Origin of the sequence: Nonomuraea rosea (assembly GCF_039539705.1) — a bacterium.
Classification (GTDB): Bacteria; Actinomycetota; Actinomycetes; order Streptosporangiales; family Streptosporangiaceae; genus Nonomuraea; species Nonomuraea rosea.
The window spans coordinates 1-23,275 of the sequence record NZ_BAABDQ010000039.1; the positions used below are offsets into that span (position 1 = coordinate 1).

At 70.0% G+C, this 23,275-nt stretch carries 25 protein-coding genes and 1 pseudogene; 13 read left to right on the forward strand and 13 right to left on the reverse strand.

The window, feature by feature from the left end:
* Nucleotides 1-335 precede the first annotated feature (335 nt).
* Both ABEA43_RS52055 and ABEA43_RS52060 read left to right on the forward strand, forming a co-directional pair.
* Nucleotides 336-1,496 carry a GNAT family N-acetyltransferase gene (locus ABEA43_RS52055; RefSeq protein ID WP_345573886.1) on the forward strand — a complete coding sequence of 387 codons (1,161 nt, stop codon included), beginning with the start codon at nucleotides 336-338 and terminating at the stop codon, nucleotides 1,494-1,496.
* A 165-nt stretch (nucleotides 1,497-1,661) separates the two neighbouring features.
* Entirely contained in the window at nucleotides 1,662-2,243 is a 582-nt protein-coding gene (locus ABEA43_RS52060; protein ID WP_345573888.1) for a hypothetical protein, read from the forward strand.
* Between the two features lie 158 nt (nucleotides 2,244-2,401).
* Here the strand turns inward: ABEA43_RS52060 and ABEA43_RS52065 are convergent, their stop codons facing one another.
* On the reverse strand, nucleotides 2,402-2,707 hold the full coding sequence (locus tag ABEA43_RS52065) for a hypothetical protein (protein ID WP_345573890.1): 306 nt from the start codon (nucleotides 2,705-2,707) through the stop codon (nucleotides 2,402-2,404).
* Between the two features lie 194 nt (nucleotides 2,708-2,901).
* A complete protein-coding gene (locus tag ABEA43_RS52070) occupies nucleotides 2,902-3,111 on the reverse strand; it encodes a DUF6444 domain-containing protein (protein WP_345573892.1) in 210 nt (69 codons plus the stop codon).
* 848 nt (nucleotides 3,112-3,959) lie between these two features.
* Between ABEA43_RS52070 and ABEA43_RS52075 the strand changes: the two genes are divergently transcribed.
* Both ABEA43_RS52075 and ABEA43_RS52080 read left to right on the forward strand, forming a co-directional pair.
* Nucleotides 3,960-4,322, forward strand: a complete 363-nt coding sequence (locus tag ABEA43_RS52075) for a hypothetical protein (RefSeq protein WP_345573893.1) — start codon at nucleotides 3,960-3,962, stop codon at nucleotides 4,320-4,322.
* A 110-nt stretch (nucleotides 4,323-4,432) separates the two neighbouring features.
* On the forward strand, nucleotides 4,433-4,594 hold the full coding sequence (locus tag ABEA43_RS52080) for a hypothetical protein (RefSeq protein ID WP_345573894.1): 162 nt from the start codon (nucleotides 4,433-4,435) through the stop codon (nucleotides 4,592-4,594).
* A 91-nt stretch (nucleotides 4,595-4,685) separates the two neighbouring features.
* Here the strand turns inward: ABEA43_RS52080 and ABEA43_RS52085 are convergent, their stop codons facing one another.
* Together ABEA43_RS52085 and ABEA43_RS52090 are read right to left on the reverse strand one after the other, a co-directional pair.
* Nucleotides 4,686-5,867 carry a hypothetical protein gene (locus ABEA43_RS52085; protein WP_345573895.1) on the reverse strand — a complete coding sequence of 394 codons (1,182 nt, stop codon included), beginning with the start codon at nucleotides 5,865-5,867 and terminating at the stop codon, nucleotides 4,686-4,688.
* Nucleotides 5,868-6,020: 153 nt separating this feature from the next.
* Nucleotides 6,021-6,215, reverse strand: a complete 195-nt coding sequence (locus tag ABEA43_RS52090) for a hypothetical protein (protein ID WP_345573897.1) — start codon at nucleotides 6,213-6,215, stop codon at nucleotides 6,021-6,023.
* On the opposite strand from ABEA43_RS52090, the pseudogene ABEA43_RS52095 reads away from it, so the two are divergent.
* A pseudogene (locus ABEA43_RS52095) lies at nucleotides 6,159-6,275 on the forward strand (ATP-binding protein); the annotation flags it as partial. The gene ABEA43_RS52090 and the pseudogene ABEA43_RS52095 overlap by 57 nt on opposite strands.
* 62 nt (nucleotides 6,276-6,337) lie before the next feature.
* Here the strand turns inward: ABEA43_RS52095 and ABEA43_RS52100 are convergent.
* Nucleotides 6,338-6,805 carry a hypothetical protein gene (locus ABEA43_RS52100; protein WP_345573899.1) on the reverse strand — a complete coding sequence of 156 codons (468 nt, stop codon included), beginning with the start codon at nucleotides 6,803-6,805 and terminating at the stop codon, nucleotides 6,338-6,340.
* Between the two features lie 11 nt (nucleotides 6,806-6,816).
* The gene (locus tag ABEA43_RS52105) at nucleotides 6,817-7,059 is read right to left on the reverse strand and encodes a hypothetical protein (protein WP_345573901.1); all 243 of its coding nucleotides are present in this window, start codon (nucleotides 7,057-7,059) and stop codon (nucleotides 6,817-6,819) included.
* Between ABEA43_RS52105 and ABEA43_RS68385 the strand changes: the two genes are divergently transcribed.
* From ABEA43_RS68385 to ABEA43_RS68395, 3 genes are read left to right on the forward strand one after another with little or no spacing between them, the layout of a single operon-like run.
* On the forward strand, nucleotides 7,033-7,110 hold the full coding sequence (locus tag ABEA43_RS68385; protein WP_425570590.1) for a hypothetical protein: 78 nt from the start codon (nucleotides 7,033-7,035) through the stop codon (nucleotides 7,108-7,110). The two genes, ABEA43_RS52105 and ABEA43_RS68385, sit on opposite strands and share 27 nt — an antisense overlap.
* A complete protein-coding gene (locus ABEA43_RS68390) occupies nucleotides 7,110-7,265 on the forward strand; it encodes a hypothetical protein (RefSeq protein ID WP_425570583.1) in 156 nt (51 codons plus the stop codon). Before ABEA43_RS68385 ends, ABEA43_RS68390 begins: the two co-directional genes overlap by 1 nt.
* 53 nt (nucleotides 7,266-7,318) lie before the next feature.
* A complete protein-coding gene (locus ABEA43_RS68395) occupies nucleotides 7,319-8,005 on the forward strand; it encodes a hypothetical protein (RefSeq protein WP_425570584.1) in 687 nt (228 codons plus the stop codon).
* Between the two features lie 285 nt (nucleotides 8,006-8,290).
* Here ABEA43_RS68395 and ABEA43_RS52115 read toward each other — a convergent pair whose 3' ends face one another.
* The 3 genes from ABEA43_RS52115 to ABEA43_RS52125 all read right to left on the reverse strand — a co-directional run bounded on the left by ABEA43_RS52115 (nucleotide 8,291) and on the right by ABEA43_RS52125 (nucleotide 14,160).
* Nucleotides 8,291-12,772: an nSTAND1 domain-containing NTPase gene (locus tag ABEA43_RS52115; protein WP_345573905.1), complete on the reverse strand. Its 4,482-nt coding sequence runs from the start codon at nucleotides 12,770-12,772 to the stop codon at nucleotides 8,291-8,293.
* A gap of 5 nt (nucleotides 12,773-12,777) precedes the next feature.
* Nucleotides 12,778-13,083 (reverse strand): trypco2 family protein, encoded by a 306-nt coding sequence (locus ABEA43_RS52120; protein WP_138695610.1) that lies wholly within the window; start codon nucleotides 13,081-13,083, stop codon nucleotides 12,778-12,780.
* A gap of 144 nt (nucleotides 13,084-13,227) precedes the next feature.
* Nucleotides 13,228-14,160, reverse strand: coding sequence for a zinc-dependent alcohol dehydrogenase (locus ABEA43_RS52125; protein WP_345573944.1), 933 nt, complete (start codon nucleotides 14,158-14,160; stop codon nucleotides 13,228-13,230).
* An 85-nt stretch (nucleotides 14,161-14,245) separates the two neighbouring features.
* Here ABEA43_RS52125 and ABEA43_RS52130 point away from each other — a divergent pair, with 85 nt between their 5' ends.
* Nucleotides 14,246-15,064, forward strand: coding sequence for a TetR/AcrR family transcriptional regulator (locus ABEA43_RS52130; RefSeq protein WP_345573946.1), 819 nt, complete (start codon nucleotides 14,246-14,248; stop codon nucleotides 15,062-15,064).
* 111 nt (nucleotides 15,065-15,175) lie between these two features.
* Here ABEA43_RS52130 and ABEA43_RS52135 read toward each other — a convergent pair whose 3' ends face one another.
* The 3 genes from ABEA43_RS52135 to ABEA43_RS52145 form a co-directional block, all read right to left on the reverse strand.
* Entirely contained in the window at nucleotides 15,176-15,598 is a 423-nt protein-coding gene (locus tag ABEA43_RS52135; protein WP_345573948.1) for an SMI1/KNR4 family protein, read from the reverse strand.
* A gap of 758 nt (nucleotides 15,599-16,356) precedes the next feature.
* The gene (locus tag ABEA43_RS52140; RefSeq protein WP_345573950.1) at nucleotides 16,357-16,569 is read right to left on the reverse strand and encodes a hypothetical protein; all 213 of its coding nucleotides are present in this window, start codon (nucleotides 16,567-16,569) and stop codon (nucleotides 16,357-16,359) included.
* Nucleotides 16,570-17,450: 881 nt separating this feature from the next.
* Complete coding sequence (locus ABEA43_RS52145; protein WP_345573952.1) at nucleotides 17,451-17,792, reverse strand: hypothetical protein; 342 nt, start codon at nucleotides 17,790-17,792, stop codon at nucleotides 17,451-17,453.
* A 62-nt stretch (nucleotides 17,793-17,854) separates the two neighbouring features.
* On the opposite strand from ABEA43_RS52145, the gene ABEA43_RS52150 reads away from it, so the two are divergent.
* Together ABEA43_RS52150 and ABEA43_RS52155 are read left to right on the forward strand one after the other, a co-directional pair.
* The gene (locus ABEA43_RS52150; RefSeq protein WP_345573954.1) at nucleotides 17,855-18,505 is read left to right on the forward strand and encodes an ABC transporter ATP-binding protein; all 651 of its coding nucleotides are present in this window, start codon (nucleotides 17,855-17,857) and stop codon (nucleotides 18,503-18,505) included.
* Entirely contained in the window at nucleotides 18,502-19,293 is a 792-nt protein-coding gene (locus ABEA43_RS52155; RefSeq protein ID WP_345573957.1) for a FadR/GntR family transcriptional regulator, read from the forward strand. Before ABEA43_RS52150 ends, ABEA43_RS52155 begins: the two co-directional genes overlap by 4 nt.
* A 609-nt stretch (nucleotides 19,294-19,902) precedes the next feature.
* Here ABEA43_RS52155 and ABEA43_RS52160 read toward each other — a convergent pair.
* A complete protein-coding gene (locus tag ABEA43_RS52160) occupies nucleotides 19,903-20,628 on the reverse strand; it encodes a dienelactone hydrolase family protein (protein ID WP_345573959.1) in 726 nt (241 codons plus the stop codon).
* Nucleotides 20,629-21,036: 408 nt separating this feature from the next.
* Here ABEA43_RS52160 and ABEA43_RS52165 point away from each other — a divergent pair, with 408 nt between their 5' ends.
* Both ABEA43_RS52165 and ABEA43_RS52170 read left to right on the forward strand, forming a co-directional pair.
* A complete protein-coding gene (locus ABEA43_RS52165; protein ID WP_345573961.1) occupies nucleotides 21,037-21,768 on the forward strand; it encodes a serine hydrolase domain-containing protein in 732 nt (243 codons plus the stop codon).
* A gap of 58 nt (nucleotides 21,769-21,826) precedes the next feature.
* Entirely contained in the window at nucleotides 21,827-23,251 is a 1,425-nt protein-coding gene (locus ABEA43_RS52170) for a S41 family peptidase (protein ID WP_345573963.1), read from the forward strand.
* Nucleotides 23,252-23,275 lie beyond the last annotated feature (24 nt).

The window sequence follows — 23,275 nt, forward strand, 5'->3', positions numbered from 1 at the left end:
GGCCTTCAACACATCATCGATCCGCACGTACAGTGCGGTTGCGAGGGTGTCTAACTCTTTCGTCACACATCGAGCTTGGGCACCCTCGCCCTATCTCCGCAGCTACGCCTTGGCATCAATCATCTAGAGGAGCGGCGCCCCAACATCTGCCGCTGAATCGTCGCTGGCGCGCAGGAAGCCCCCCGAACACCACCAATCAGACCGCGCCCGCTCTCGTGCGACTATGACGCCTGATGTGTGACAGAGAACTTGCATTATCTGTCACACATGCGGCCATCGGGCCGCGTCCGCCCAGCTCGGCGTTCGCCGCCGAGACGGCGACTCGGCTACATTATGTGTCACATAGCCTGCCCGGAGGACGTCCGTGTCCGTCGTGTCCTTCCCTGGCCGGCTGGCACGGCGCCACCTATGCGGTCATCCTCGACTTCGCCGATGGCCATCGCAGCGCGGGCGGGCTCCGACCCACCGCCTTGCCCGGTGTGCGGCTGCCGGAGCTGACGGCGGCCCTGCGCGAGAGTGATGCCGATCCCCAGCGCTGGGATGAGGAGATACTGACTCTGCGGGCGCTGACCGCCCCGGGCGACGAACGGATCGGCGCCGCGCTGGAGCGCCGCAACCGATGGCCGGATGAGCCCATCATGGAATCCGCCGACGATCACCGGCGTCGCCTGGCGGCGCTGGCACAACCGCACCGGGCAGCACACGCCGAGGCGCTGCGCCTGCTGAACGGCTTCACACTGGAGCACGAGCGCGACCCCCGCCGTACGCTCATCCACCTCGGCGACCACCTCGCGCAGATGTGCATCCACAGCGGATACTTCGGTTATCGGCAGTGGTTCCTGTTCGACGACGTCTGGGCGGCGGCTCACCCCGATGTGGCCGCTTCGCTGATCCATTACGCCGGTCACTGGGATCCGGGCTGCGCCCGGCGCCATCCGCTCCACGCCCCCTGCGGGGACGACGCCTACCTGGAGATCGAACTCAACGACGGATACATCGTCCGGGACTATGAGCCCAACGACGAGCCCGGCATGACAGCGATCACCGCCGCCCTGGAGGCGGCGGGTGAGCACGCCGAGCGGGATGACCTCCGGCAGGTGCTCGCAGGACGGTGCACGGACACGCGGGTGCTGCTGGTGCTCGACAGGCAGGGGAGGGGGGAGCGGGGGATGGGGCTCATGGGCGTCATCGCCGTCCGGCTCCACCGGCCTGAACCCGGCACCTGTGAGGTGAGCGCCTTCGTGATCCGGCCGGATCTGCGCAGGCGGCAGCTCGCCCTGCAGACGGCATTACGGCTCTGGCACGAGCTGCGCGCGATCGGCGTCTCCAGGCTGGCCTTCACGATGCCGCGCACCTCTGGCGGCATGGCTCTGCTACATCGGCTGACCGGACTCACCGGGGACGTGCGGCCAGGCAGCCGAGTGGAGGTCCCCCTCGAACAGGTGCGATGTTCGACGAACCGTGCATGGATGACCGAAGGGACTCCACGCCCGTGAGGCGCGACCCCGCCCTTGGACCTGGCCCTCGAGAGAGCGCGGTAACGGAAGTGCCGAGCGGGTCATGGACATGAAGGCCCGATCACGAGAGATAGCCCCTCGTGATCAATACAGCGATGCGGCTTCCCACTACACTCGGCGCGCATGCGATTAAAAATGATCTTCATGGTGCTCCTGATTTACGCCGTGACGGCGGCGCCCTTGTTCCTGCCCGGTGAGCTGCGGGTGGTCGTCCAGCCGGCCACAAACGACGCGGCCGAGGTGTACTACGAGCCCGTCTCGCCCGTGATGCTCAGGTCGTACGAGGGCATCGAGCCCTTCAACCGGGCGCAACTACTCGCGGAGCAGCGGGCCGAGGCGTACCCGGACGACCTCGCTCCTCCCTACATCGCCCACGGCGGGCCGTACCGGCTCGTCGCCCCCTACGTCACGGCGCGAGGACGCGCGCTGGCCGCGCCGGTGCTCTCGGGGGCGTACTGGTCCGAGGGGAAACAGGTCAGGTACGACATCGTGCCGGAGGTGCGACGGGTGGCGAACACTCACGCGACGCTGAGCCGCGTGCTCCATAGTGACGAGCTGCTTGACGAGCCCGCCGCCCTCGGGGCGGGGATCGACGAGGAGACCAACCGGGTCGTCATCGAGACGAACACCTTCAACCAGGATTTGCGCCACAAGCTGGCGAAGCGATACGGCGGAATCGTCGTGGTGAAATGGGATCCGCTCGGGCAGCGAATGACGCTTCTGTGAGAATGGCCGGCTCTCGAAGAACTCGACGTGATCCAGCGATGCCACCGGCTGTCGCGAAGACGCCGAGTAGGCATGTCGTTAACGAGGGTGGCATGAAGTACACGCGAAGGTAGTTAGCCCTGCTCAGCGTCCAGTTGGCAGACAGGACCGAGAGGTCCTCAGCGGGAGCGTCGGCGTGCTGCCGGGTTGTGTTCGGCGGTGATGCGGGCCGAGGTCTCCTCGCCGAGGCGGACGTAGTGGCCGAGGCTGGAAAGGTGCTGGTGGCGGGACTTGGCCTGGAGCTCGGGGGCGGTGCGGCCGGCGGCGGCCAGATCGGTCAGCGCGCTGTGGCGGAGTCGATGCAGGGTCCAGCCGTCACCGTGCGGGTCGAGTTCGGCGGAGGCGGTCTTGAACAGGTGCTCCGCGCGGGTAGGACAGGCGGCCGCGCCCGGTGATGGGGCAGATGTCGGCGGCCGCGGGCGCACGCCGTCCGGAGGCGGGAGGGCGCCGGTCGGCGAGGAAGACGGGCCCGGCCTGGCGGCCCTGCAGCAGGCGGGGGTAGTAGGCGAGCCGTGCCGGTGGCCCAGTGCACGTATTCGACGGTCTCGATCTGCTGGTGTCTGGCCGTCACTCCCAGGTCGGCGGCTTGGCCGAGATCGGCCCCGCACCCGCATGGGCCTTACGGGTAGTGCTCGAAGATGTCTCCGTCGGCGACCTCCTGCGACCAGGCCAACGCCTTGCCTTCGGCTCCAGGCTGCTTACCCGGACGACGCCGGCCACTGCCGGCCTTGCGATCCTTCGGCTGCTTACGGCCTGGAAGATCGTCAGCCGAGGGAGGCATCCCGGAGTTACCGCTGTTACGCGAGACCAGCCGCTCCAGCTTGTCCACACGTCCCGCAGCTGAGCGACCTCTGTCTTCAACGCGGCGTTCTCGACCAGGAGGGCACGCGTCAGAGCGATCAGCTCCTCGCGGGACAACTCCTCCAGACCGGACACCCGGAGATCACATCACCACACGGCCAACTGATCAAGATGACCGACAGTCACACACTGGACCGTCCCGTCACGCCTTGCACACACGTGAATGCTTACCATTGAGGATCTCGCGTACATCCTCTCCGTTACCGCGAAGGCGTCGCCTTCTGCGCGCTGTCCGGTCCGCCGGAAGATCAGGAGCGGCTTCGGCTGACCCTGCGCAAGGCGGTGCTCGCCGTGCTGATCTCCACCGTGGATCCCGGGGACGACCTCAGCCTCGAGGAGGTGCTGTGGCAACTCATGGCCGTTCCGCAGGACATGCGGGGCACCCGGTCGCCGTGAGCCTGCGCGCAGACTCCACGACGTCGAAGACCTCAACCTGGAGGACCACGAAGCGCCGAATCCACGCTCAGGTGACGGCGGGCTGGGCGAGGATGCACTGCACGGGCATGCTGGCTCGGCGCGACCGGTTCGACGCGAGCGGTGCCCTGCGTGATACCCATGGTGGGCCCCGTCGTACAAGCCAGCGGGCCCACCCCGAACGGAACGGTTGCCTGCACCGGCCCGCCTGTACGTTATTGCGTAGTCGGCTCAGTGGCGCCAACCGAAAAGGCCGGTCTGCGGGGTCGTACGTCGGCCCCTCCTCATCCCCCCTTTGAGGGGTCACCACTTCGGCGCACTCGGCATATCGCCGCGAAACACCTCATCTCCCCTGCGAGGGGCCCTCACACCCGTATGGCCGTGATCGCAGGAGGACATTCCATGCACCGCACCATCCACTGGTACCGCGCCAACATGGACGCGGTCTTCCCCGCCCACATGCGTGAGCATGTCCTCGCCGCGATGGCCTCCGGAACCCCGCTGGACACCGCCATGGACGAGCATGGCCTGCTGGACGAGGTCGCCTACGGGCGGGCCCGCCGCGACCCGGAGTTCCGCGATCGCCTGTACCAGGCGCTCGTGAAGGGTCGCGACCCGAGTCTGAAGCACGGCCGAGGGTGGACCTACAGCCACCACAAATGCCGCTGCCCCGAATGCCAGACCACCCAGCCCGGATGCACCGCAGCGCGGCGCTGGCTGGAAACGCAGCACGTGGGACACACGTCGCTGACACCGACAGCCTAGTCATCCATGCGCCCTGGGGCCCGGACACGTGGCGCCTTTGATCCGTGGAGGCCGCATGCCAATCTGGAGAAGCTCTCGACAGCGCCGCGGACGTGACAAAGCATGGCAGCGTGGATGAGGAGGCCGCGGAACTGCCCGTGGCCGACCTGGCGACCCGGACGGCCGCGCTGTCTGTCGACCTGCGGCGGGTAGGCGACCAGTACTTGGCGTCCGGACCGGACTCCGAGTGGATTGACGCAATGCTCGACCACCTGGCTTCGCTTGTCAGGTGAGCATGGCGCCTCACGCGCCAGCGGTGGGCAGCGTGTTGGCGGCCGTGTCCCGGTAGGTGATTAGGGCCAACCGACAGCGACGCGTGGGACGTTAGCCGCGCAACCTCTCTACGTCGATCACCCGTGCGGCCTCCGCCTGCGTCGCCGCACGGACCTCGACGAAGTCGTTCTCCTTGCGCAAGATGGTGACAATCCCCGTGAACAGCGTGTTCTGACGGATGCGGTCGCGGGCGATCACTTCCCTGTCGACCGACAACACGTCGGCGTGGCCATTCTCCTCGGATGCCCATACCCAGGCGCGCCCGCTGAAGCCCGGCTCGGCCCCGAAGAATGGTGTGCGCACACTGGATGCCTCCAGCACCAGCGTGGGCGTGCCATCCGGGTTCAGCTCTCGGCCTATGCGCCGGTCCACGCGCAACTGCGTCGCGTAATCCTCCAGCATCGATCGCGACCAGGACCACACGTTCTGCGGCAGGTTGCCGAGCACGTCGTACAGCAGGTCTCCCAGCACCTCGTGGACCAGTGGCGGGTCATCGTCCGTATCGACAGACGAGACCGTTATGCGTCCCCCGTCGGTCTCCGAAGCGCTGTCGGCTTGCGCAGGGTGGCCTACCGTCGCACGGCCGGGTTCCGGTGGGTTGAATCGCATCACCGCGGTGGCGGTGTCGGGCTGCGGGTGCGGGCGCAGCGCTGCCCAGGCCTGCGGCCGTGATGGTGCCGTGCCGGGTTCGAGCGCGAGGATCTCGCGCATCCTGGCCATATACCCGCTGTCGTCTTCCCCGCGCAGAGCGGGTCCGGCCACGTCGGCTACCGGCCAGAACCGCAGTAGCCAGCGTTCCTCAACGGCTACGATGTCGCCGGGATCCCAGGAGGCCGGCTCGCTGCGTACGGAGCCGATGTAGGCGCTCAGCCAATAGGCGAAACAAGGCGGTCCCAGAAGGAGCTTCTGTCCCGTGGGGCTGTATCCCATGCCGCTGACGGCCACGATGCCGCCCGGGCTCCAATACAGAACCCGCCCCGCCTCGGCCCATGGCTGGCCGGGTTCATCCTCGGGCTCGGCGTTCCATGCCTCCAATTGGACAGTGGCCAGCCGCGCTCTGGCCGGGCTGACCAACTCAAGAGCACCCAGTGAAATGCCCTCGGGCTCGGCCAGCAGCGCACCATGTTCGGTCTCTTGCACGACATCCCGGCCATAGCCGGGTATGTCGTGCAGGCCAAACCGCCCGTACGAGATCGGCGCCTCGTCGTAGACGCTGCGGATCAACTCAGCCACTACGGTTTCCTCCATCCGGTCGCAGGTGGAAACCCTAGCGATCACGAACGACAGTCCCGCTCGCGCCATCAGGGAAGCCCGGACGGAGCCCCATATCGAGCAGATGCGGCGCTGCTCTCGCTGGGGGCACGCGCTCCTACATCGAGACCGCGCTCAGTCGGCGACTATGCCGAGCCCTGCCGCGCCAACTTCAAGAAGACCCAGCTCCGTCACACGGATGAAACGCGCAACCATGCTTCTCGGCATAATCGCGGTGTCAGCATAGATCAATCTATGCGGATATCCGCATAGATTGATGAGCTCGGCTACATGGAGCTCGACCGCCATGGAGCCGAACTGCTGTTCCAAGTTCTCACGGAAAGGGAGGAGACCAATAGTGTCGCGATCGCCTCCAATGAGTCGTTTTCGAAAGCGCACATGTTCGAGCCAACAAGTGTGTGGTTCGGCTGAAACTTCACACGTTGGAGCAGCTATTCAGGCTGGGGTGGGCGTGCGGTGTGGTTGCGCCATGCGGTCCGGAGGGCTTCGAGTTCGAGCCGAGGGAATGGCGCTCCCCATTTTCCGTGGTAACCGCTTTCGTCATAGCGTCGCGCGACATCGTCGAAGCAGCGGATGACGGCTCGAGCCAGGGTGTCGATCGTTTGCCAGCTGGACCAGACCTCGGTGCCGGCGTTGTCGTGACGGCGGCCGTCGGGCAACTCGAGCAGTCGCACCCAGACGTCGTTGCCCCCTCGATAGAAGTTCCAGCGAAACGCAGTCGGCTCGGCTTCGAACTGGGCCCGTGTCTGCTCTTCACCGAGCACCAGCCGGGCTGTCGCGGTCAGGAGTTCCTCAGGAGCCGCGGTGATATAGGAGGCGGTGACCTCCGCCTCGGCTTGGTCGTCAGCAACGATGCAGTCGGCCCATCCAGACCCCGCCAGCATCCAGCGCAATGACATCCGTGTCATGGTCATCCCTGTTCTGGTTGCGCCGTCAGATGGCCTTCGTCGATGTGGTCCGCGAGATAGATCATGACGCTTTCGGGATGCATCCCGAAGGCAGCGGCGACGAGTTTGGCGTCCATGGGGTTGACCAGGTCGATCAGGCGAGTGGAGCGGAGCATCCGTGGTGAGAGGCCGGACGGGTCCAGGACGTGGCTGCCCTCAAGGTCCTGGTCTCCGTCGATATGGAGGGCATCGCCGGCATCGTGCATCCCGCCGAGACCACCCCCGCAGGCGGCGACCACGAACGCGGCCGGGTCTGATGACCGCGGCGGCCAACGCCGTGGTGGCGGGCGTGCTCGACGCCGAGCCGGCGGCCGAGGGGACGGGTGCGGCGCTGCGGCTGCGCGTCAGGCGCAGGGTGATTGCCAGGATGGTCCACCGGCCGGGCTGGGTCTTGAGGATGGAGGTGCGGTAGCCGAAGCCGCACGCGGCGGCCGGCAGGCGGACGATGTGGCCTGATCGCCAGTCGTGAGCGGTGACGGCGGTCAGGGTGTCGGCGATCTGCTGGCCGTAGGCGCCGGTGTTCTGTACCGGGCGGCGCCGGTGGTGCCGGGGATGCCCGCGAGGTACTCGATGCCGGACATCTGCTCGGCCGCCGCGTGGGCGACCAGGCCGTGCAGGGGATGTCCGGCCTGGGCGGTCACCTCGACCGCGCCGTCGCTGGCAGCAGCACCGCCCCGCCGAGCCGGACGTCGTGGCCAGGGCGGGCAGGTGCGGCGCGTCCGGCAGCATCGGCTCGCGTTCCCAGTCGCGGCCAGCCGCCGCGGCGTCGTCGAGCTGGCGTTCGGCGAGCATCCACAGCCGGCCGGGCCCGGCGTGTTTGCCGATCATCGCGGCGACGTCGTCGGCGTCCAGATCGCGGCGGCGGCGGGTGAGCGCCAGCAGTTGGGCGAGCGAGGCGACCAGGTCGCGGCGCGCACCGGTCTGAGCGGCCTCCCACAGTTCGATCAGGTCAGAGTCGGCGGCGGTGGCGGCGGCCGCGCCGTCCAGGTCAAGGTCCAGGCCGCCGTCGTCGGCGCCGCCGGCCTGCTCGTAGGCGGCGGCGATGGTCGCGGCCAGGTGGTAGGTACCGATCTCGTGGAAGCTGGTCACGAGCTCCATCGCGGCGGTGGCAGCGGCCAGCTGGTGGCCAGCCTTGCGCGCCTGCGGCGGTAGCGCGCCGAGCTCGGCGAAGTCCACCACGTGCAAGTTGTCGCCGTGTTCGGCGGCGAGCTCGCGCACCAGCGCGGCCAGGTCCAGGTCATCGTCGTGGTGGTCGTGGCCTTCTCCGAACCGAAGCGACGGGGCAATCGAGGTCGGGCAGAGCGGCCAGCCAGCCCGGCACGGTGGCGATCGGCAGGTCGACGGGCGGCGGAGGGAAGGGCGTGGCTACCGCGCTGCTGGTCGGGCTCGCGTTGCTACCGCGCGAGACGCTTGCCGTCGGCCACGCACGTGGCGTTCCTAGGGGCAGCTTCGCCGGTATGGCTCATTGTCGGGGATGTACTGCCGCCACTCCTCAAGAGTGAACGGCCGAGCCGCGATGTCGCAGACCGCCCGGTGAAGATCACGTGGCAGGGCGACGTTCCAGATCCGCGCCGTCCCGTCTCTGCCGGCGGTGGCGAGGCGGGCGCCGTCCGGGCTGAACGCCACCGAGTCCACCCAGCCGGTGTGACCGGTGAGGGCGCCGATCTGGCGGCGGGTGGCCGCGTCCCACAGCCGCACTGTCCCGTCCTCGCCCGCGGTGGCGAGGCGGGCGCCGTCCGGGTTGAACGCCACCGATTCCACCCAGCCGGTGAGGCCGGTGAGGACGCCGATCTGGCGGCGGTCGGCCGCGTCCCACAGCCGCACAGTCCCGTCGCCGCCGCCGCTGGCCAGGCGGGTGCCATCCGGGCTGAACGCCACCGAACGGACCGGGCCGGTGTGGCCGCTGAGGGGGTCGCCGATCTGGTGGCCGGTGGCCGCGTCCCACAGCCGCACCTTCTTGTCGTGGCCGGCGCTGGCCAGGCGTTTGCCGTCCGGGCTGAACGCCACCGAGTTCACCTCGTCGGTGTGGCCGGTGAGGACGCCGATCTGGTGGCGGGTGGTCGCGTCCCACAGCCGCACCTTCATGTCGTCGCCTGCGGTGGCCAGGCGGGTGCCGTCCCGGCTGAACGCCACTGAACGCACCAGGCCGGTGTGATCGGCGAGGGAATCGCCGATCTGGTGGCCGGTGGCCGTATCCCATATCCGGACGGTCTTGTCGCTTCCGGCGCTGGCCAGGCGGGTGCCGTCCGGGCTGAACGCCACCGAGTTCACCGGGCCTATGTGGCCGGTGAGGGCGTGGATCTGGTGGCCGGTGGTCGCATCCCAGAGCCGCATGGTCCCGTCGAGGCCGCCGGCGCTCACCAGGCGCTTACCGTCCGGGCTGAAGGCCGCCGAGTTCACCGAATCGGTGTCCCCGGTGAGGGAGGCGCCGATCTGGCGGCCGGTGGCCGCGTCCCACAGCCGCACCGTCATGTCGCCACCGGCGCTGGCCAGGCGGGTGCCGTCCGGGCTGAACACCACCGAGTTCACCGGGGTGGCGTCGCCGGTGAGGGGCAGGTCGGTGTGGCCGGTGAGGGGGTCGCCGATCTGGCGGCCGGTGGCCGCGTCCCACAGCCGGACCGCCCTGTCGTCGCCTGCGGTGGCCAGGCGGGTGCCGTCCGGGCTGAACACCACCGAGTTCAACGGATCGGTGCGGTCGCCGAGGGCGTGGATCTGGTGGCCGCTGGCCGCGTCCCAGATCCGTACGGTCTTGTCGCTTCCGGCGGTGGCGAGGCGGCTGCCGTCCGGGCTGAACGTCACCGAGGCCACCGGATCGGTGTGGCCGTGGAGGACGCGGATCTGGTGGCCGGTGGCGGCGTCCCAGATCCGTACGGTCTTGTCGTTGCCGGTGCTGGCCAGGCGGCTGCCGTCCGGGCTGAACGTCACCGAGGCCACCGCATTGGCGTGGCCGTGGAGGGCGTGGATCTGGTGGCCGGTGGCGGCGTCCCAGATCCGTACGGTCTTGTCGCCGCCGCCGCTGGCCAGGCGGCTGCCGTCCGGGCTGAACGCCACCGAACGTACCTCGAAGCTGCCGGTTTGGTCGTGGAGGGCACGGAGGGCGCGGAGCTGGCGGCCGGTGGCCGCGTCCCACAGCAGCACGGTCGCGTCTTCGCCGCCGCTGGCCAGGCGGCTGCCGTCCGGGCTGAACGCGACCGAACGCACCGGGCCGGTGTGGCCGCCGAGGACGCGGATCTGGCGGCGGTCGGCCGCATCCCATATCCGTACGGTCTTGTCGCCGCCGGCGCTGGCCAGGCGGATGCCGTCGGGGCTGAACGCCGCCGAGTTCACCTCGTCGGTGTGGCCGGTGAGGACGCCTCGTGCGGGGCGGCCGAGCAGCGCGGACATGCTCGCCCGTGCGCTCGCTCGGGCGTCGTCGGACGGGGGAGCGATCACCCATGCCGCCGCGGCCAGGCGAGCCGCCGTCACCGGGTCGTCGCCGGGCCATGACTGGCTGTCGGCGGCTATCTGGCTGGAGAGTGCCATGGTGCGTCGCCGTTCGGTGTCCTGGTTGAGGCGCACGGCGGCCACTGCGGTGATGACGGCGATGACCAGCAGTCCGGCCAGGACGGCGAACAGGGCCTGCCAGCGGCGCCGGGTGCGGGTGGCAGCGCGGGCGGCGGCGTGCAGGAAGGCGTCGGCGGGGTCGGGCAGGTCGAGGTAGCGGCCGGGGTCGGCGGCCCAGCGCTCCGCGGCGCGCTGGGCCGTCTCCAGCCGGACCCCGCGGTAGAGGAAGGACGCGTCACGGCTGGTCCGGTCCCATTCGGCGGCGTCCTGGCAGATCTCGCCGTGCAGGATGCGATCGGCTTGATCTTCGGCCAGCCAGGAGCGCAGCCGTGGCCACGCGCTCGGCAGGACGTCGTGGGCGAGTTCGACGGTGCCCGGCTCGCCCAGGGCGGGGGCGGGGGACGAAGAACCGGTCACCATCAGCCGGGCGCGAGTGAAGACCCTCACGACGTGCCGGGCCACCTCCGGCTCGGCCGGCTCGCAGCGGGCGGCCAACTCGTCCACGACCGCGCGCTGCCGCAGGACCCGCCCATCGGCGCCGGTGAGAGTCAACGCCAGGATGACCCGTTTCGCCGACTGCCGCTGCCGGTCGCTCAGGGCGCGGTAGGCGTCCTCGGCGGCATCCTCGACCGCGGAGGCGACGCCTCCCGATCGGTCGTAACCGTGCAAGGTCAGGCGTCCGTCGTGCCGATTGTCCCAGGTGCGCACCATCGCCATCGACAGCAGCGGCAACGCTCCCACCACCGAGCCGCCGCCCGCCGCCCGCGTATGGTCGATGAGGTCGCGCACCACCTGCTCGGCCAAGCCCTCCTCCACCGCCAGCCCGGCTGCCGCGGCGGGTCCGGTGATCGCCCGCTGCAACTCCTGCTCACTCATCGGGCCCAGGACGAACGTCCGCTCCTCCAGAGCCCGCGCGAGGGCCGGGTGGGCTGCGCACCGGTCGATGAAGTCGCCGCGCACCGCGACCACCACGACCCCAGCAGACTCCCCGCCGGGCCGGTCCGGGCTCAGCGGCTCTCCGTCCACTCCGCCGGTGTCTCCCGGACCGGCCGGGGTGGCGATCGCTTCGAGCGCGGCCACGAACGCGGCCACCTCCCCGGCGTGCCCGTTCGAGGAAGGGGCGAACACTTCCTCGAACTGGTCCACGACCATGATCAGCCGTCGTGGGGCATCGCCGGACCCGCCCTGCTGATCACGGCGGATCGCCTCGGCAGCCAGAACCTGCCGGGCCCGCTCCGCGGCCCGGCCGGGATCATCGCGCAACTCGCCCAGCACGACATCCGGATCGGCCGCGCACCGCACCGCCAGCTGCACGGCCAGCTCCCGCAGCGGCCGCTCTCCGGGGGTGAAGCGCACCTGCGGCCACGCCCCGCCGTTACCGGGGCCGCTGGACGCGGCGGCCAGGGCCGGCAGGAGCCCGGCGTGCAGCAGGGAGGACTTGCCCGCCCCGGACGCGCCGGTCACCACGATCAGCCCGCCCCCCTCACGCTCGGCCTGGGCGGTGACCATCGCCAGCAACCGGGCGCCGGCCCGGCCCCGCCCGTGGAACAACGCCGCCTGATCCGCGCCGAACGGCGCCAGCCCCTGGTACGGACAGCCACCCGCCCACACCGCGCCGCCGTCCGCCTCCGGCAACGACGTCAGCCGGTCGAGGCCCGTACCGAGCAGGGCCCACCACGCGGCGCGGTCGGGGAGCGCGTCGATCAGAGTGATCGGCACAAGGGTCAGGTCGGAGGCGCCCTGACGCGGCGCGTGTTCGGACACCACGCCGACCACCAGATCACCGGCCAGCACCACGGCTCCGGACATGCCCGACCAGACCGACCCGGCCAGCGCCGTCCCGGCCGGCGGCAGCGGCGGCTGACCGGGACGGTGCGTGGTCTGCAGGGTGAGCAGGCCCGGCCCCGGCCGCTGTGAGACCGGGATCCGCCCGCTGACCTGCGCGGGATGGCGGACGGCGGCCGAGCCGTCGCCGCGCTCCAGGAACCGGGGAAACCCCACCGCGCCGCAGCCCCGTACCTCCTCCAGGCGCCGGGTGCGGTCGGCGACGCGGGCGAACCCGGCCCGCGCCAGCCGCGCGATCTCCCGAGGGATTTCCTCGCGGGCGTCGGGGGAGAGCTCGAGAATCGCCAGATCCGCACGTTCGAGGTCCCCGGCCAGGAGCACCCGGGCCGGCCAGCTCCGCTTCGGGCCATCAGGCCACGGAATGGCACGCCGGACGGTGATGCTCCCGCTGACGACGGCGTGCAGGCAGGTGAGAACATGACGGCCGTCGACCAGGAACCCCGACGCCACCTCCCACTCCGTACGGGCCCCCGTACCGCGGCCGACCACGACCTCGGCGATGACCTCGACGAACCGGTCCTGGATCGCCACGCCGGCTAACCCGGCAGGTGGGACGAGCGGCGGGAGACCTTCACCGGATTGCCGTCACGGTCGACGGGCGGCTCCAGCACGACGGTCACCTTCTGCACCCGTTCATGCTCGATCTTGCCGACCGCGCCGGCCTCCAGCACCCACACTTTGACCTTGCCGCTGCCTTCGCCGGTCTTCTTCACCCCGACCTGCAACTCCACCGTCACGTTCCCGACGGGAAACTGGATGTCCGCATCGGCGCCGGCGGCCACCGCCTCCCGCAGCTCCTGGCGGATCTGCTCGATCGCCTCCGATAACCCGAGCTCAGCCACGCAACCTCCAACAGCACCGAGGATGGATCAGGCAACCGATCGTAGGCCAGCGGCAACCCCAGCGGGCGCGGCGATCTCCTCCCACGGACCTTCCCGCCCGCGACCAGGGCGACCGGCGTACGCAGACACCCGGTCCGGGGGACGTCACGGGGTGAGGACGACCTTGATGGATCCGGAGGCCCGGTCACCGGCGACGCGGAACGCCTCCGCGGCCTCGTCGAGGGGGAAGCGGTGGGTGATCACCGTCTGCGCGATCGCGGGGTTGCCGGCGAGCAGCGCCGCGGCCTGTTCGGTGTCGCGGATGCCGTCGTGGCGGCCGTAGGCGATGGAGTGGACGTAGGTGAGTTCCTTGACCAGGCTGACGATGCCCGGAATGGGAACGGTGTGCTGGTACACGCCCAGCAGCACGACGCGACCGCCGGGACGGGCCAGCTCGGCGCACCGGGCGAGACCGGTCTCGCTGCCCGCGGCGTCAATGACAACGTCGTAGACGCCTTCCGCCGAGCCGAGTCCGAGACGTTCCGCGGCCGTCCTCTGGTGCTTGTGGCGTACCTCGATGTCGACGTCGTAGCCGCACTGCCGGGCCGCGGCCGCCGCCAGCAGTCCGATGCTGCCGCCGCCGACGACCGCCACCCGCTCCCCGGGCGTGAGCGCCGCCCTGCGAACGCCGTGCCAGGCCACCGACGCCGGCTCCATGAGGCAGGCGTCGCGTACGTCCAGGCCGGCCGGAAGCGGGACGAGCATGTTCTCGGGGACCGTCACGGCATCGCACATGCCTCCGTCGCGGAAGATGCCGAGCGTTCCGTGCTCCGGGGCGACGCACCGCTGGACATGGCCGGCGCGGCATTGGTCGCACTCACCGCAGTGCACCGTGGGCTCGACGGCGTAGCACCGGCCGTCGGCGGCGGTGCCGGCGAACTCGTGACCATAGGTGTAGCCCTGGACGCCGCCGGCCGCGAAGTTCACATCGGTCCCGCAGATGCCCGTCGAGGCGATGGTGAGGCGTACCCCGGGGGCTTCTGGTTCGTCGATCGAGGTCACGAGGATGCCCCGGTCCGTGTTGCGCACTGCGCGCATGGTGTTCCCCTTCGACCCGCCGTTATGCGAACGCCGTTAGCTTATGTTAAGCGATCGATGTTCGCTTAGCGCCTATCCTTGTCCCGTGCACGAACCGACGACAGGCGCGGCCGGCGAGCCGTCGCCGGAGGACCCGCGGAAGAACCGGCCGGCGGAACCGAAACCAGGCACCGCGGCCTGGTGGCTCGCCCGGGAGAACGAACCCGCGCGGCGGCGGAGGCGCAGGTCGCTGACCCTCGACGCCGTTCTCGACACGGCCATGGCCCTGCTCGACACGCGCGGGGTGGCCGCGCTGACGATGCGCAACATCGCCGAGGGGCTCGGCTGCACGCAGGCGTCCCTCTACCGCCACGTACGCAACCGCGAGGAACTGGTGACGCTGCTGATCGACCGGGCGATCAGCGTGGCGAGCTCGGCTCCGCCCGACGACGCGGACTGGGTCGGGAAGGCGGCGTGGTCCGCACGCCTGTTCCGCGACCACCTGCTCCGGCACCCCGGCGTGGCCTCGGTCCTTCGCGGGACCGAGCGGCTCGGCCCCAACTCGCTGGCCGGGGTGCAGTACTCCCTCGACCTGTTCATCGGCGCCGGCCTCAGCCCCCGGCTCGCGTACGCCGCCGCATCGTCGCTGGCCACCTTCGTCATCGGCTCGGTGCACTTCAACCTCGGCCTGGACGCCTCGGATCCCAAAGAGAGCCGTCACCGGCGCCTGCTCTACCGCTCCCGGGACCCGGCCGCCTTCCCCCTGATCGTCCAGCACGCCGACACCCTCGCGGAGGTCAGCGGCGACGACGAGTTCGAAATCGGCCTCAACGCCCTGCTGACCGGCTTCCGCGCCCTGATCCAGAGCCCGGGCAACACCCGCGATCAGGATGCGGAGCGAGGCGAAGCTTGTTCTCGATCGTGATCCGCGGCGAACCGGCCGGACACGGCCCGAGCCGGTCAGCCACGTGTGAGGGCTTGGGAGTTGCGAGGGCGGATTCCCGCCACGGTCGCGGTGGACGGCGGGGACGGGTGTCTAGTCCTTGAAACGCCAGTCGAGGCGGCCTTTTTCCACGCCGGGATGCCAGCCGCGCACCGGCTCGCCCCGTTCCAGGGCGCGGGCGGTGACCTTGAGCAGGGTCAGGTAGGAGGGCCAGACGTCGCCGCCCTGCATGCGCAGGCCATCCTCGTTGTGGAAGCTGCCGGTGCGGCCGGTGTCCGGGTCGATGAACAGGTTGCCGCCGGTGAGGTCGTAGCCGAAGGGGATCAGGCGGCCGTGCCACCAGTACGGGCTCAGCTCCGGGTCGTCGAGGGTGATGTCGCAGGTGAGCTGCCAGTCGCGCTGCATGCCGCGTACCGACATGGGGGTGTAGATCGGCGGGAAGGAGAAGCCCCAGTCGCTCGCCCCGTCGTGGCGCAGCAGGGAGGCCCGCAGGTCGTCGGGGAAGCGGGCGCCCATGGCGGCCTCCGCCCGCGCGATCGCGAGCGACGTGGCAGGCGGGCGCAGGCTCTCGGCGTCGGACGCGGTCCGCCCGCGCACCCGCCCGGCAGCGGGGCGGGCTTCGCGGCCCAGCGCAGCTCGCAGCTCCCGGTCACCGTCGGGTACGAGCCGCCCATCCCCGCACCGCCCTCCAGCGCGGCTGCCAGCGGCTCCAGCATCGCCGCGTGGGAGGTGAAGCCCATCGGGCCGTCGTAGCGGAGCTGTTCGCCGAAGGCGGCCTCGCCCACCCGGCCGATGCTGGGCTCGACGAACAGCTCATGTCCTGAGGCGTCGCTGCCGGTCGGCAGCAGCGTGCCGTGCCAGGTGCCGTGCTCGGGGTCGGCGTCTGCCAGGTCACCGGCCATGACGAGGTTCTGGCAATTGCCGGTGGTGATGTAGTCGATCTCGTTGACCCCCAGCAGGCCGTACCCGCCGGGGAGCCGGAAGCCGTCGCCCAGGTTGCCGTCCGCGCCGTCATAGCGCAGGTAGGAGGCGTACAGGTCGTCGGGCAGGCGGCTCCCCGCGTAGTGCTCCCACTGGGCCAGGCGCTCCGGCTCGGCGCCGAGGCACAGCTTGCGCAGGGTGGCAGAGGCGTGCGCGCCGAGCCAGCGTTCGACGCGGTCCCACGCCGCGCCGACGCGGGCGGTGAGCGCCGGGTCGGGGGTGCGGACGGCGAAGCCGGCCGGCTCGGGGATCGGCGGCTCCTGGCCGGACTCCGGCTCCTGCTGCTGTCCCACCTAGAGCGGCGGGCAGCCGATGGAGCGGGCCTCGGCGGGCGTGAGCATGGCGGCCGCGATGGCGGCGTCACGCTCGGGGGAGCCGCAGGACATCGAGTCGCCCACAAAACCGCAGAAGAAGCCCTCGTCTTCGAGCAGCGCGTCGGAGGTGAGGCAGCCCAGCAGCAGCACAGCCGCGAGCCCGAGAGTGAGGGGCCGAGGTAAGCCGATCATGGACGCGTACGATACGGCAGCGCGCCGACAGATCGCCGGGCGCGGCCCTCATGTGCGGCACGCAGTACGCCGGAAGCACCGTGTGGTGTCGGCGTCCTGCGCTCGTCGGCCGCGGGGGGAGTGGTCGGCGCTGATCCGGGCGGGCGGTCTCAGCGGGATCGGTCCGCGGCCTCCCAGGCCGCCTCGATCATCTGGAAGATCTCGTCCACCGCGGCCTCCGGATCCGCCGCCTCGCGAGCCAGCGAATGGGCGTCGGCCACGAACCTCGCGATCGTCCGGCAGGCCGTCGTGGTCTGGGGCAGTACGACAAGTACAAGGCGATCCGGCCCGCGTACGTCTTCTCGGTGTTGAACGCCCGGCTCGCCGCGCGCACCCCCGCCAGGTACGCGCACGCCTCGACATGCAACCCGAAGTCCTCATCCACCACCACCCACCACACCGACTCATCGGCGCCCACCGCGCGCTCAGGGCGGTAGTAGCGAGGCAACGCACCTGACATGCCTGACATGCCTGAGAACCCCTGGATATCTGTGAGGCAAGTACGCGCCAACCTTACTTGACGAACACGTCTGACTACCAAGAGTAACAATAGATAACGTTCTGCGTCTTCGCCGAAATCCGGCCGTACCGTCCTCCAGCACCGGGCATCGCCCCCGGGTTCATCCTGGCTGAAGAACCCCTCACCACGAGAACCGTTCAGTTCGCGGTGTCGGACGCGCATATCCGTTGGATTTCCGTGATTGCTACCGGTTACAGGCGACTCGAACAGCTCGCGCTCGCCACTGCAGAGCCGCGCCGCCCGGCCACGCAGAAGATCGATCCTTACTCGTGCCAGCTTTCCCGGATTCCGGGTGACGGGCGCGCCTGAAAGGCGCAGGCTGCTACAGCTCGGACGTGCCCGGGACGTCGAAGGGAAGGCTGATGAGCACGCTGGGAGGGTCGGATCGTTCGTCGAGTTCGATGAGGATGCCTAGCCCGGTGTCGAGAATCGCGGCAAGGTCAGCTTGATCTTGGGCGGCGACGGTGACCAGGTGTGTCTGGCCGGCGTAGAGCGCCAGCGGCGCAGGCCGCGGTCCGTCTGGCATCGCTTTGAGGGTCAGGGGGCCTGCCCGATCAGGCAGGTCAAGGAGCGTCGTGGGGAGGGCGACGGTCACAGTGCCGATCTCCAGGAGACTCTTGAGCAGGCTGCGGCGCCGCAGCCGGGTGAAGTCGAGCAGGTCCAAGACCTCAGAAGCCGAAGCGCTGTAGAAGGAGCGCCAGCCCGCCACTCCCAGCGTCGCCACCCATGAACCTGGACGCCGCGTTGCGCGTGCAGATGCGCGCGGAGCTCATCGAGTTCCACCGCCGCACCAAGGGCACGGTCCTGTACGTGACACACGACCAGGTCGAGGCCATGACCATGGGACACCGTGTCGCGGTGCTCAACGAGGGCGAGTTCGCGCAGATCGGCACCCCGACCGAGATCTACGAGCGGCCGGCCACCGTGTTCGTCGCCACGTTCCTCGGTAGCCCCCGGATGAACCTGCTCGACGCCACCGTGCGCCCGTCCGACGGGGAAGTGGAGCTGGCCAGCGGTGAGCTGAACTGGCGGCTGCCGCGCGAGGGTCTGCCGGCGGACCTGCCGGAGTCGGTGCAGATCGGCTTCCGGCCCGAGTCGGTCCACCTGCGCGCCGGCGACGGGACGTCCGCCTATCCGCTGGCGGCGACCGTGTCGTACCGGGAGAACCTCGGCAACGAAAGCATCCTCCACCTGCGCGACAGCACCGGACGGGCCATCGTCGCCCGCCTCCCGCCCCGCACCGGACCGCGCGACGGAGAACACGCGACCTTCCAGGTGCCGCTCACCGATCTCCACCTCTTCGGCCCTGATGGGCGGGCGTGCTGGCACGGCATCGAACTCGCCGCCGACGGCCGGCCGCTACCGTGGTCGGCATGACCGCTGAACGCGGGAAAACACCGTCGACGACGAACCTCAGTACGCTCATCGCCGTCCTCGAGAACCGGATCCTGACCGGAGGCTGGGCCCCCGGCGTCCGCCTGCCGTCCGAACGCGACCTGGCCACCGAGTTCATCGTCAGCCGCCCCGTCATCCGCGAAGCGCTCAAGGCCCTGCAGGAACGCGGGCTCGTCGAGGTCTCGCCGAAACGCGGCAGCTTCGTCCGCCACTACACCGCAGAGAACCTGATGCGGCCGATGAACCTCGCGGCCCGCGCGGCGGGCGTCACCGCCCGGCAACTCATGCGCGCCCGCGTCATGCTGGAGACCGAGGCCGCCGGCCTGGCCGCGACCAACGCGACCAAACAGGACCGGACCGACCTCCTGCGGATCCACCAGCTCTTCGCCCAGCCGGGCAACCTGCACGCCAGGGCACGCGTGGACCTCACCTTCCACGAGACCATCGCCAGGGCCTCCGCCAACCCGGTCATCCACATGATGTTCACCGCGATCCAGGACCTCGCCTACGGTCTGATGCTGCGCAGCCTCAGCGACCGCGAGGTGCGCGCCGCCGGCGAACCCCTGCACACCGTGATCCTGGAACACATCCTCGATCGCGATCCCGACGGCGCGCGCGAGGCGATGCGACGGCACCTCAACCTCGCCGAAGACCTCTACGGGCCGGACCTGGACACCAACCTGGCCGAAGTCGTCGAACACCAACTCGCGGCACCCTCGGCCGACACCCCGCCCGGCGACAACGTGATGGCGAACCCCACACCCGTCTGACGCCGTGAGGCCTCTGCGGTGCCGCCGAGCCGGCGCGTTCCTAAGTGGACACGCTGGTCAGGCTGTGAGGGCGTATCCGTCCTGGTAGCGGGTGCGGCGGACACGGCGGCGTTCGTGAGCGAGAGGGAAGTCCCAGCAGGCGTCCAGGCGGCCGTTTGCGATCAGTGCCCGGAGGTTTGAGGACAGCCTCGGCGCCGGCCAAGCCCCACCTCACGTCGGCAATCTCGAGGCGGTCTCCGACGATATGTGAAGGCGCAGTAGCTGTAGCCGGCTCAGCCGACCAGGTTCGAGCGCTGCACGGTCGGAGGGGACATCCGCAGGGTATCGGCGTGGAGTCGGTGATCCAGTGGTTTGTCGAAGCAGAAGTCGCTGCCGATGGCGAGTTCCGGATCACTTGCTTGATCAGTGGCAACGCTGCGCGCAACCGCTTGTTTGTAGCCCGACTGCTGCGGCAGGTACGGAACATACCGGACAGGTGCGAGCGAAGCGCCGCCAGCGGGCCTCGGAGTGGTGACCGAGCAGGGTCTGGACCACCGCGAGGCAGACAAGTCCATCTGATCGTGGTGTGGTCGCCTGCTTCGCGGCCCGGAATCGGGGTTGCCGACCGGATCACTCCGTTACGGGCAGGCACTCAGCGAGCAGGTCGACGACGTCGCGCCAGGCTCGCTGCGCGTGCCGTGGGTGGTAGCCGACGCCGGGGACGACGGTGTGGTCGACCGGCGGGTGGTGGAAGGCGTGCAAGGCGCCGCCGTAGACCACGAGGCGCCAGTCGACGCCCGCAGCCTGCATCTCGGCGGTGAACGCGTCCCGCTGCGCAGGCGGCATGATCGGGTCTTCCGACCCGACCCCGGCCCACACCGGACAGCGAATGCGCGCCGCCTCGCCCGGTCGGCCCGTGGTCAGTGCGTTGACTGTCCCGATCGCCCGGAGGTCGACGCCGTCACGCCCGAGTTCCAGGCCGATGGCGCCCCCGGTGCCGTAGCCGACGGCGGCGATCCGGTCGGGATCGGTCCGCGGTTCGGCGCGCAGCACGTCAAGCGCCGCGTGGCCGATGCCCCGCATCCGGTCGGGGTCGGCGAGCAGCGGCATACAACGGGCCAGCATCTCCTCGGGGTCGGTGAGCAAGCGCCCGCCGTGGAGGTCGAAGGCCAGCGCCACGTATCCCAGCTCGGCGAGCGCATCGGCTCGGCGGCGCTCGACGTCGCTGAGCCCTGGGCCCTCTGGTCCGAGCAACACCGCGGGGCGGCGCCCGGCGCCGGAGGGCAGCGCAAGGTGCCCGATCATCATCAGGCCGTCGGCCGGGTACTCGACCGTGCGGGTTCTCACTGTCGTCATGAGACTGGACTGTAGTGATCGTCGAGCCCGGTCGGGCCGGTGTTCACCGCTGGCAGAGTTCACCGCTGGCAGAACAGCGCGGAAATGCCTCTGAAATGCGGCGATGGATCACAAGGTCCGTCACGAACCCCGTCCTCGCGGCAGCGTTATCGGATCACCTGTCCTGGCCACGGTGCTGGAGACTGACCCTCCCGGCAGGTTTCTGGCATATTCCGGCCCACCCCTCACACAGCGTCACGAGAGCCACGCCCCAGAACCGCTTGGCCCGTCTCCTGCTCACCTATCCCGACCGGCTACGCGACAGCGACACCCAGCTGGTGCAGGAACTCACCGCTGCCTGTCCCGAACTGACCGCCTTTGCCCGCCTGATCCGTGACTTCGCCGCATTCCTCACCCGTTCTGCCGCAGGTGGCGCAGGAGGATCTGGTCGAGCGGGCCGGCGAGATCACCGTCCAGCAGCTGATCCGCCACAGTTCCGGCATCCCCGACTTCTTCGCTTCGGGGAAGTTCGACGACGCCTTCGACTTCACGACCGACTACTCCCCGATCGATCTGGTGAAGGCGTCGCGTAAGGTTTCCCGCACGGGGGAGCCGGGCGCGGGATTCGCCTACTCCAACACCAACTACGTCCTCCTCGGCCTGATCGTCGAGAAGGTAACCGGCCGCAGCCTGGCCGCCGAGCTGACCCGGCGTCTTTTCGCACCTCTTGGGATGAAGCACACCTATCTGACCACCAAGCCCCCTCAGGGGATCAAGGGCCCGCATGGGCACGGCTACTACCCCGACGCCAAGGGCGAGCCGCGCGACGTCGACCGGCAGAACGCGAGCCTCGGCGGCGCGGCCGGAGGGGTCGTCTCCACCTCCGGCGACCTCAGCGCCTTCTACCGCGCGTTCAACCAGGGCCGGTTGCTGCCGGCGGACCTGCAGAAGGCGGTGGGACAGCCGCGGCCCGGTCTGTGTGACGGGACGGTCGCGGCGGCTGCGGGCAGTGGCCCCGGCTTCCTGGCCGTGACCTACACCTCGGAGGACGGCCGCCGTCAGTTCGTGGTGTCCACCACGTTGAAGATCGACAACCGGCAGGCCATGCCCGTCGGCGACGCGATGAACAAGGCTGCCGAAACCGTGCTCTGCCCCAGCTGACAACTGGGGGCATCCATCGACCGCGACATGCGTCCACGAGTGAGGGAAACCCGTCAACGTGAAGCGTTCACTCCTGACCGCGCTGGCCTGCACCGGCGTCCTGACACTGGCGACGTCCTGCGCCGTGGCGACCGCCCGGACCGAGGCAGCCTCCCGGACCGAGGCGGCCGTGTGCGACGCCAAGCCGGGCGGGCCCGTCGCCACCGGCCTGAGCACCATCAAGCAGGCGTACGCCTGCATCTTCACCGGCTTCTACGGGCGCGAGCGGCTCGACCACCGGGCGGTGCTCGCGGCCGGGCTCGCCGGGCTCACCGAGGAGCTGAACCGCCGCGGCGCCGACCGGCCCGACGCCATCATGCCGCCGCTGGCCGGGAACCGCACGACCGACCTGGACGCGTTCGCGGCCGTCTACGAGCGGGTGGTTGCCGCCTTGCCGGACGACGCCGCACTGCGGCAAGCCGTGGCCGGGGCGATGATCAAGGGCATGGTGGGCGGCCTGCACGACAATCACTCGCAGTGGGGCCGCCGACCGCAACTGCCCGGTAAGCCGGGCGACGTCTACGGCCTCGGCTTCACCACCTCACCCGGCTATTCGATCACCTACCGGGCACCGCAGAAGGCGGTGGCGCCGTTGTTCGTCAACGCCGTGCAGGGCGGCCCTGCCGCCGCCGCCCGGATCCGTCCAGGCGAGATCGTGCAGTCCGTCAACGGCGCGCCCGTCTTCGCAGCCGGCGTCCTGTCCAGCGGCGTCATGAATCTGCTCAACCCCGCATACTCCAATGACCGGGCGGATCCGGTGCGGCTGGCACTGCTCGACCCCTCCACCGGCCGCGTCAGGAAAACGACGCTGCGGCCGAAGGTGTTCACGCCCACGACGCGGCCCGTGGCGGCCCGCCGGCTCGACGGCGACGTGGCCGCGATCAAACTCAGCAACTTCCAGCCCGGCACCGCGGACCAGGTCCTGGCCGCCATCGCCGGACTGCGCAAGGACAAGGAGCTGCGCGGCCTCGTCCTCGACCTGCGCGGCACCAACGGCGGCTCGGCCGCCGAGGTCCTCAAACTGCTCAGCAGCTTCGTCCATGGCAAGGTTCACAGTTACAACTGCGCCCCCGACGACACGTGCACCCCCAACCGCACCGACGACTCGGTCCCGCTGCTCGGCCTGCCCCTGGCCGTGCTTATCGACGGCATCTGCGCCTCGGCCTGCGACGCCTTCTCCGCCGCGGTCAAGGATCTCGAAGTCGGTCCGCTGATCGGGTCGCGTACGTCGGGCATGGTGTCGGGACCCGCCCGCATGTTCACGCTGGACGACGGCAGCACGCTGTCTCTGCCTGCGGCCTACCAGGTGGGCGCCAACCGCGAACTGATCAACGGCATCGGCGTGCCGCCCGACCACTACCTGCCACTGACCGCGAAGAACCTGCGCGAGGGCCGCGACCCGGCGATGGCCAAGGCCCTGTCCCTGCTCTCCGCCGCCCGGTAGACGAACCTCGGCGGCAATGGCGCG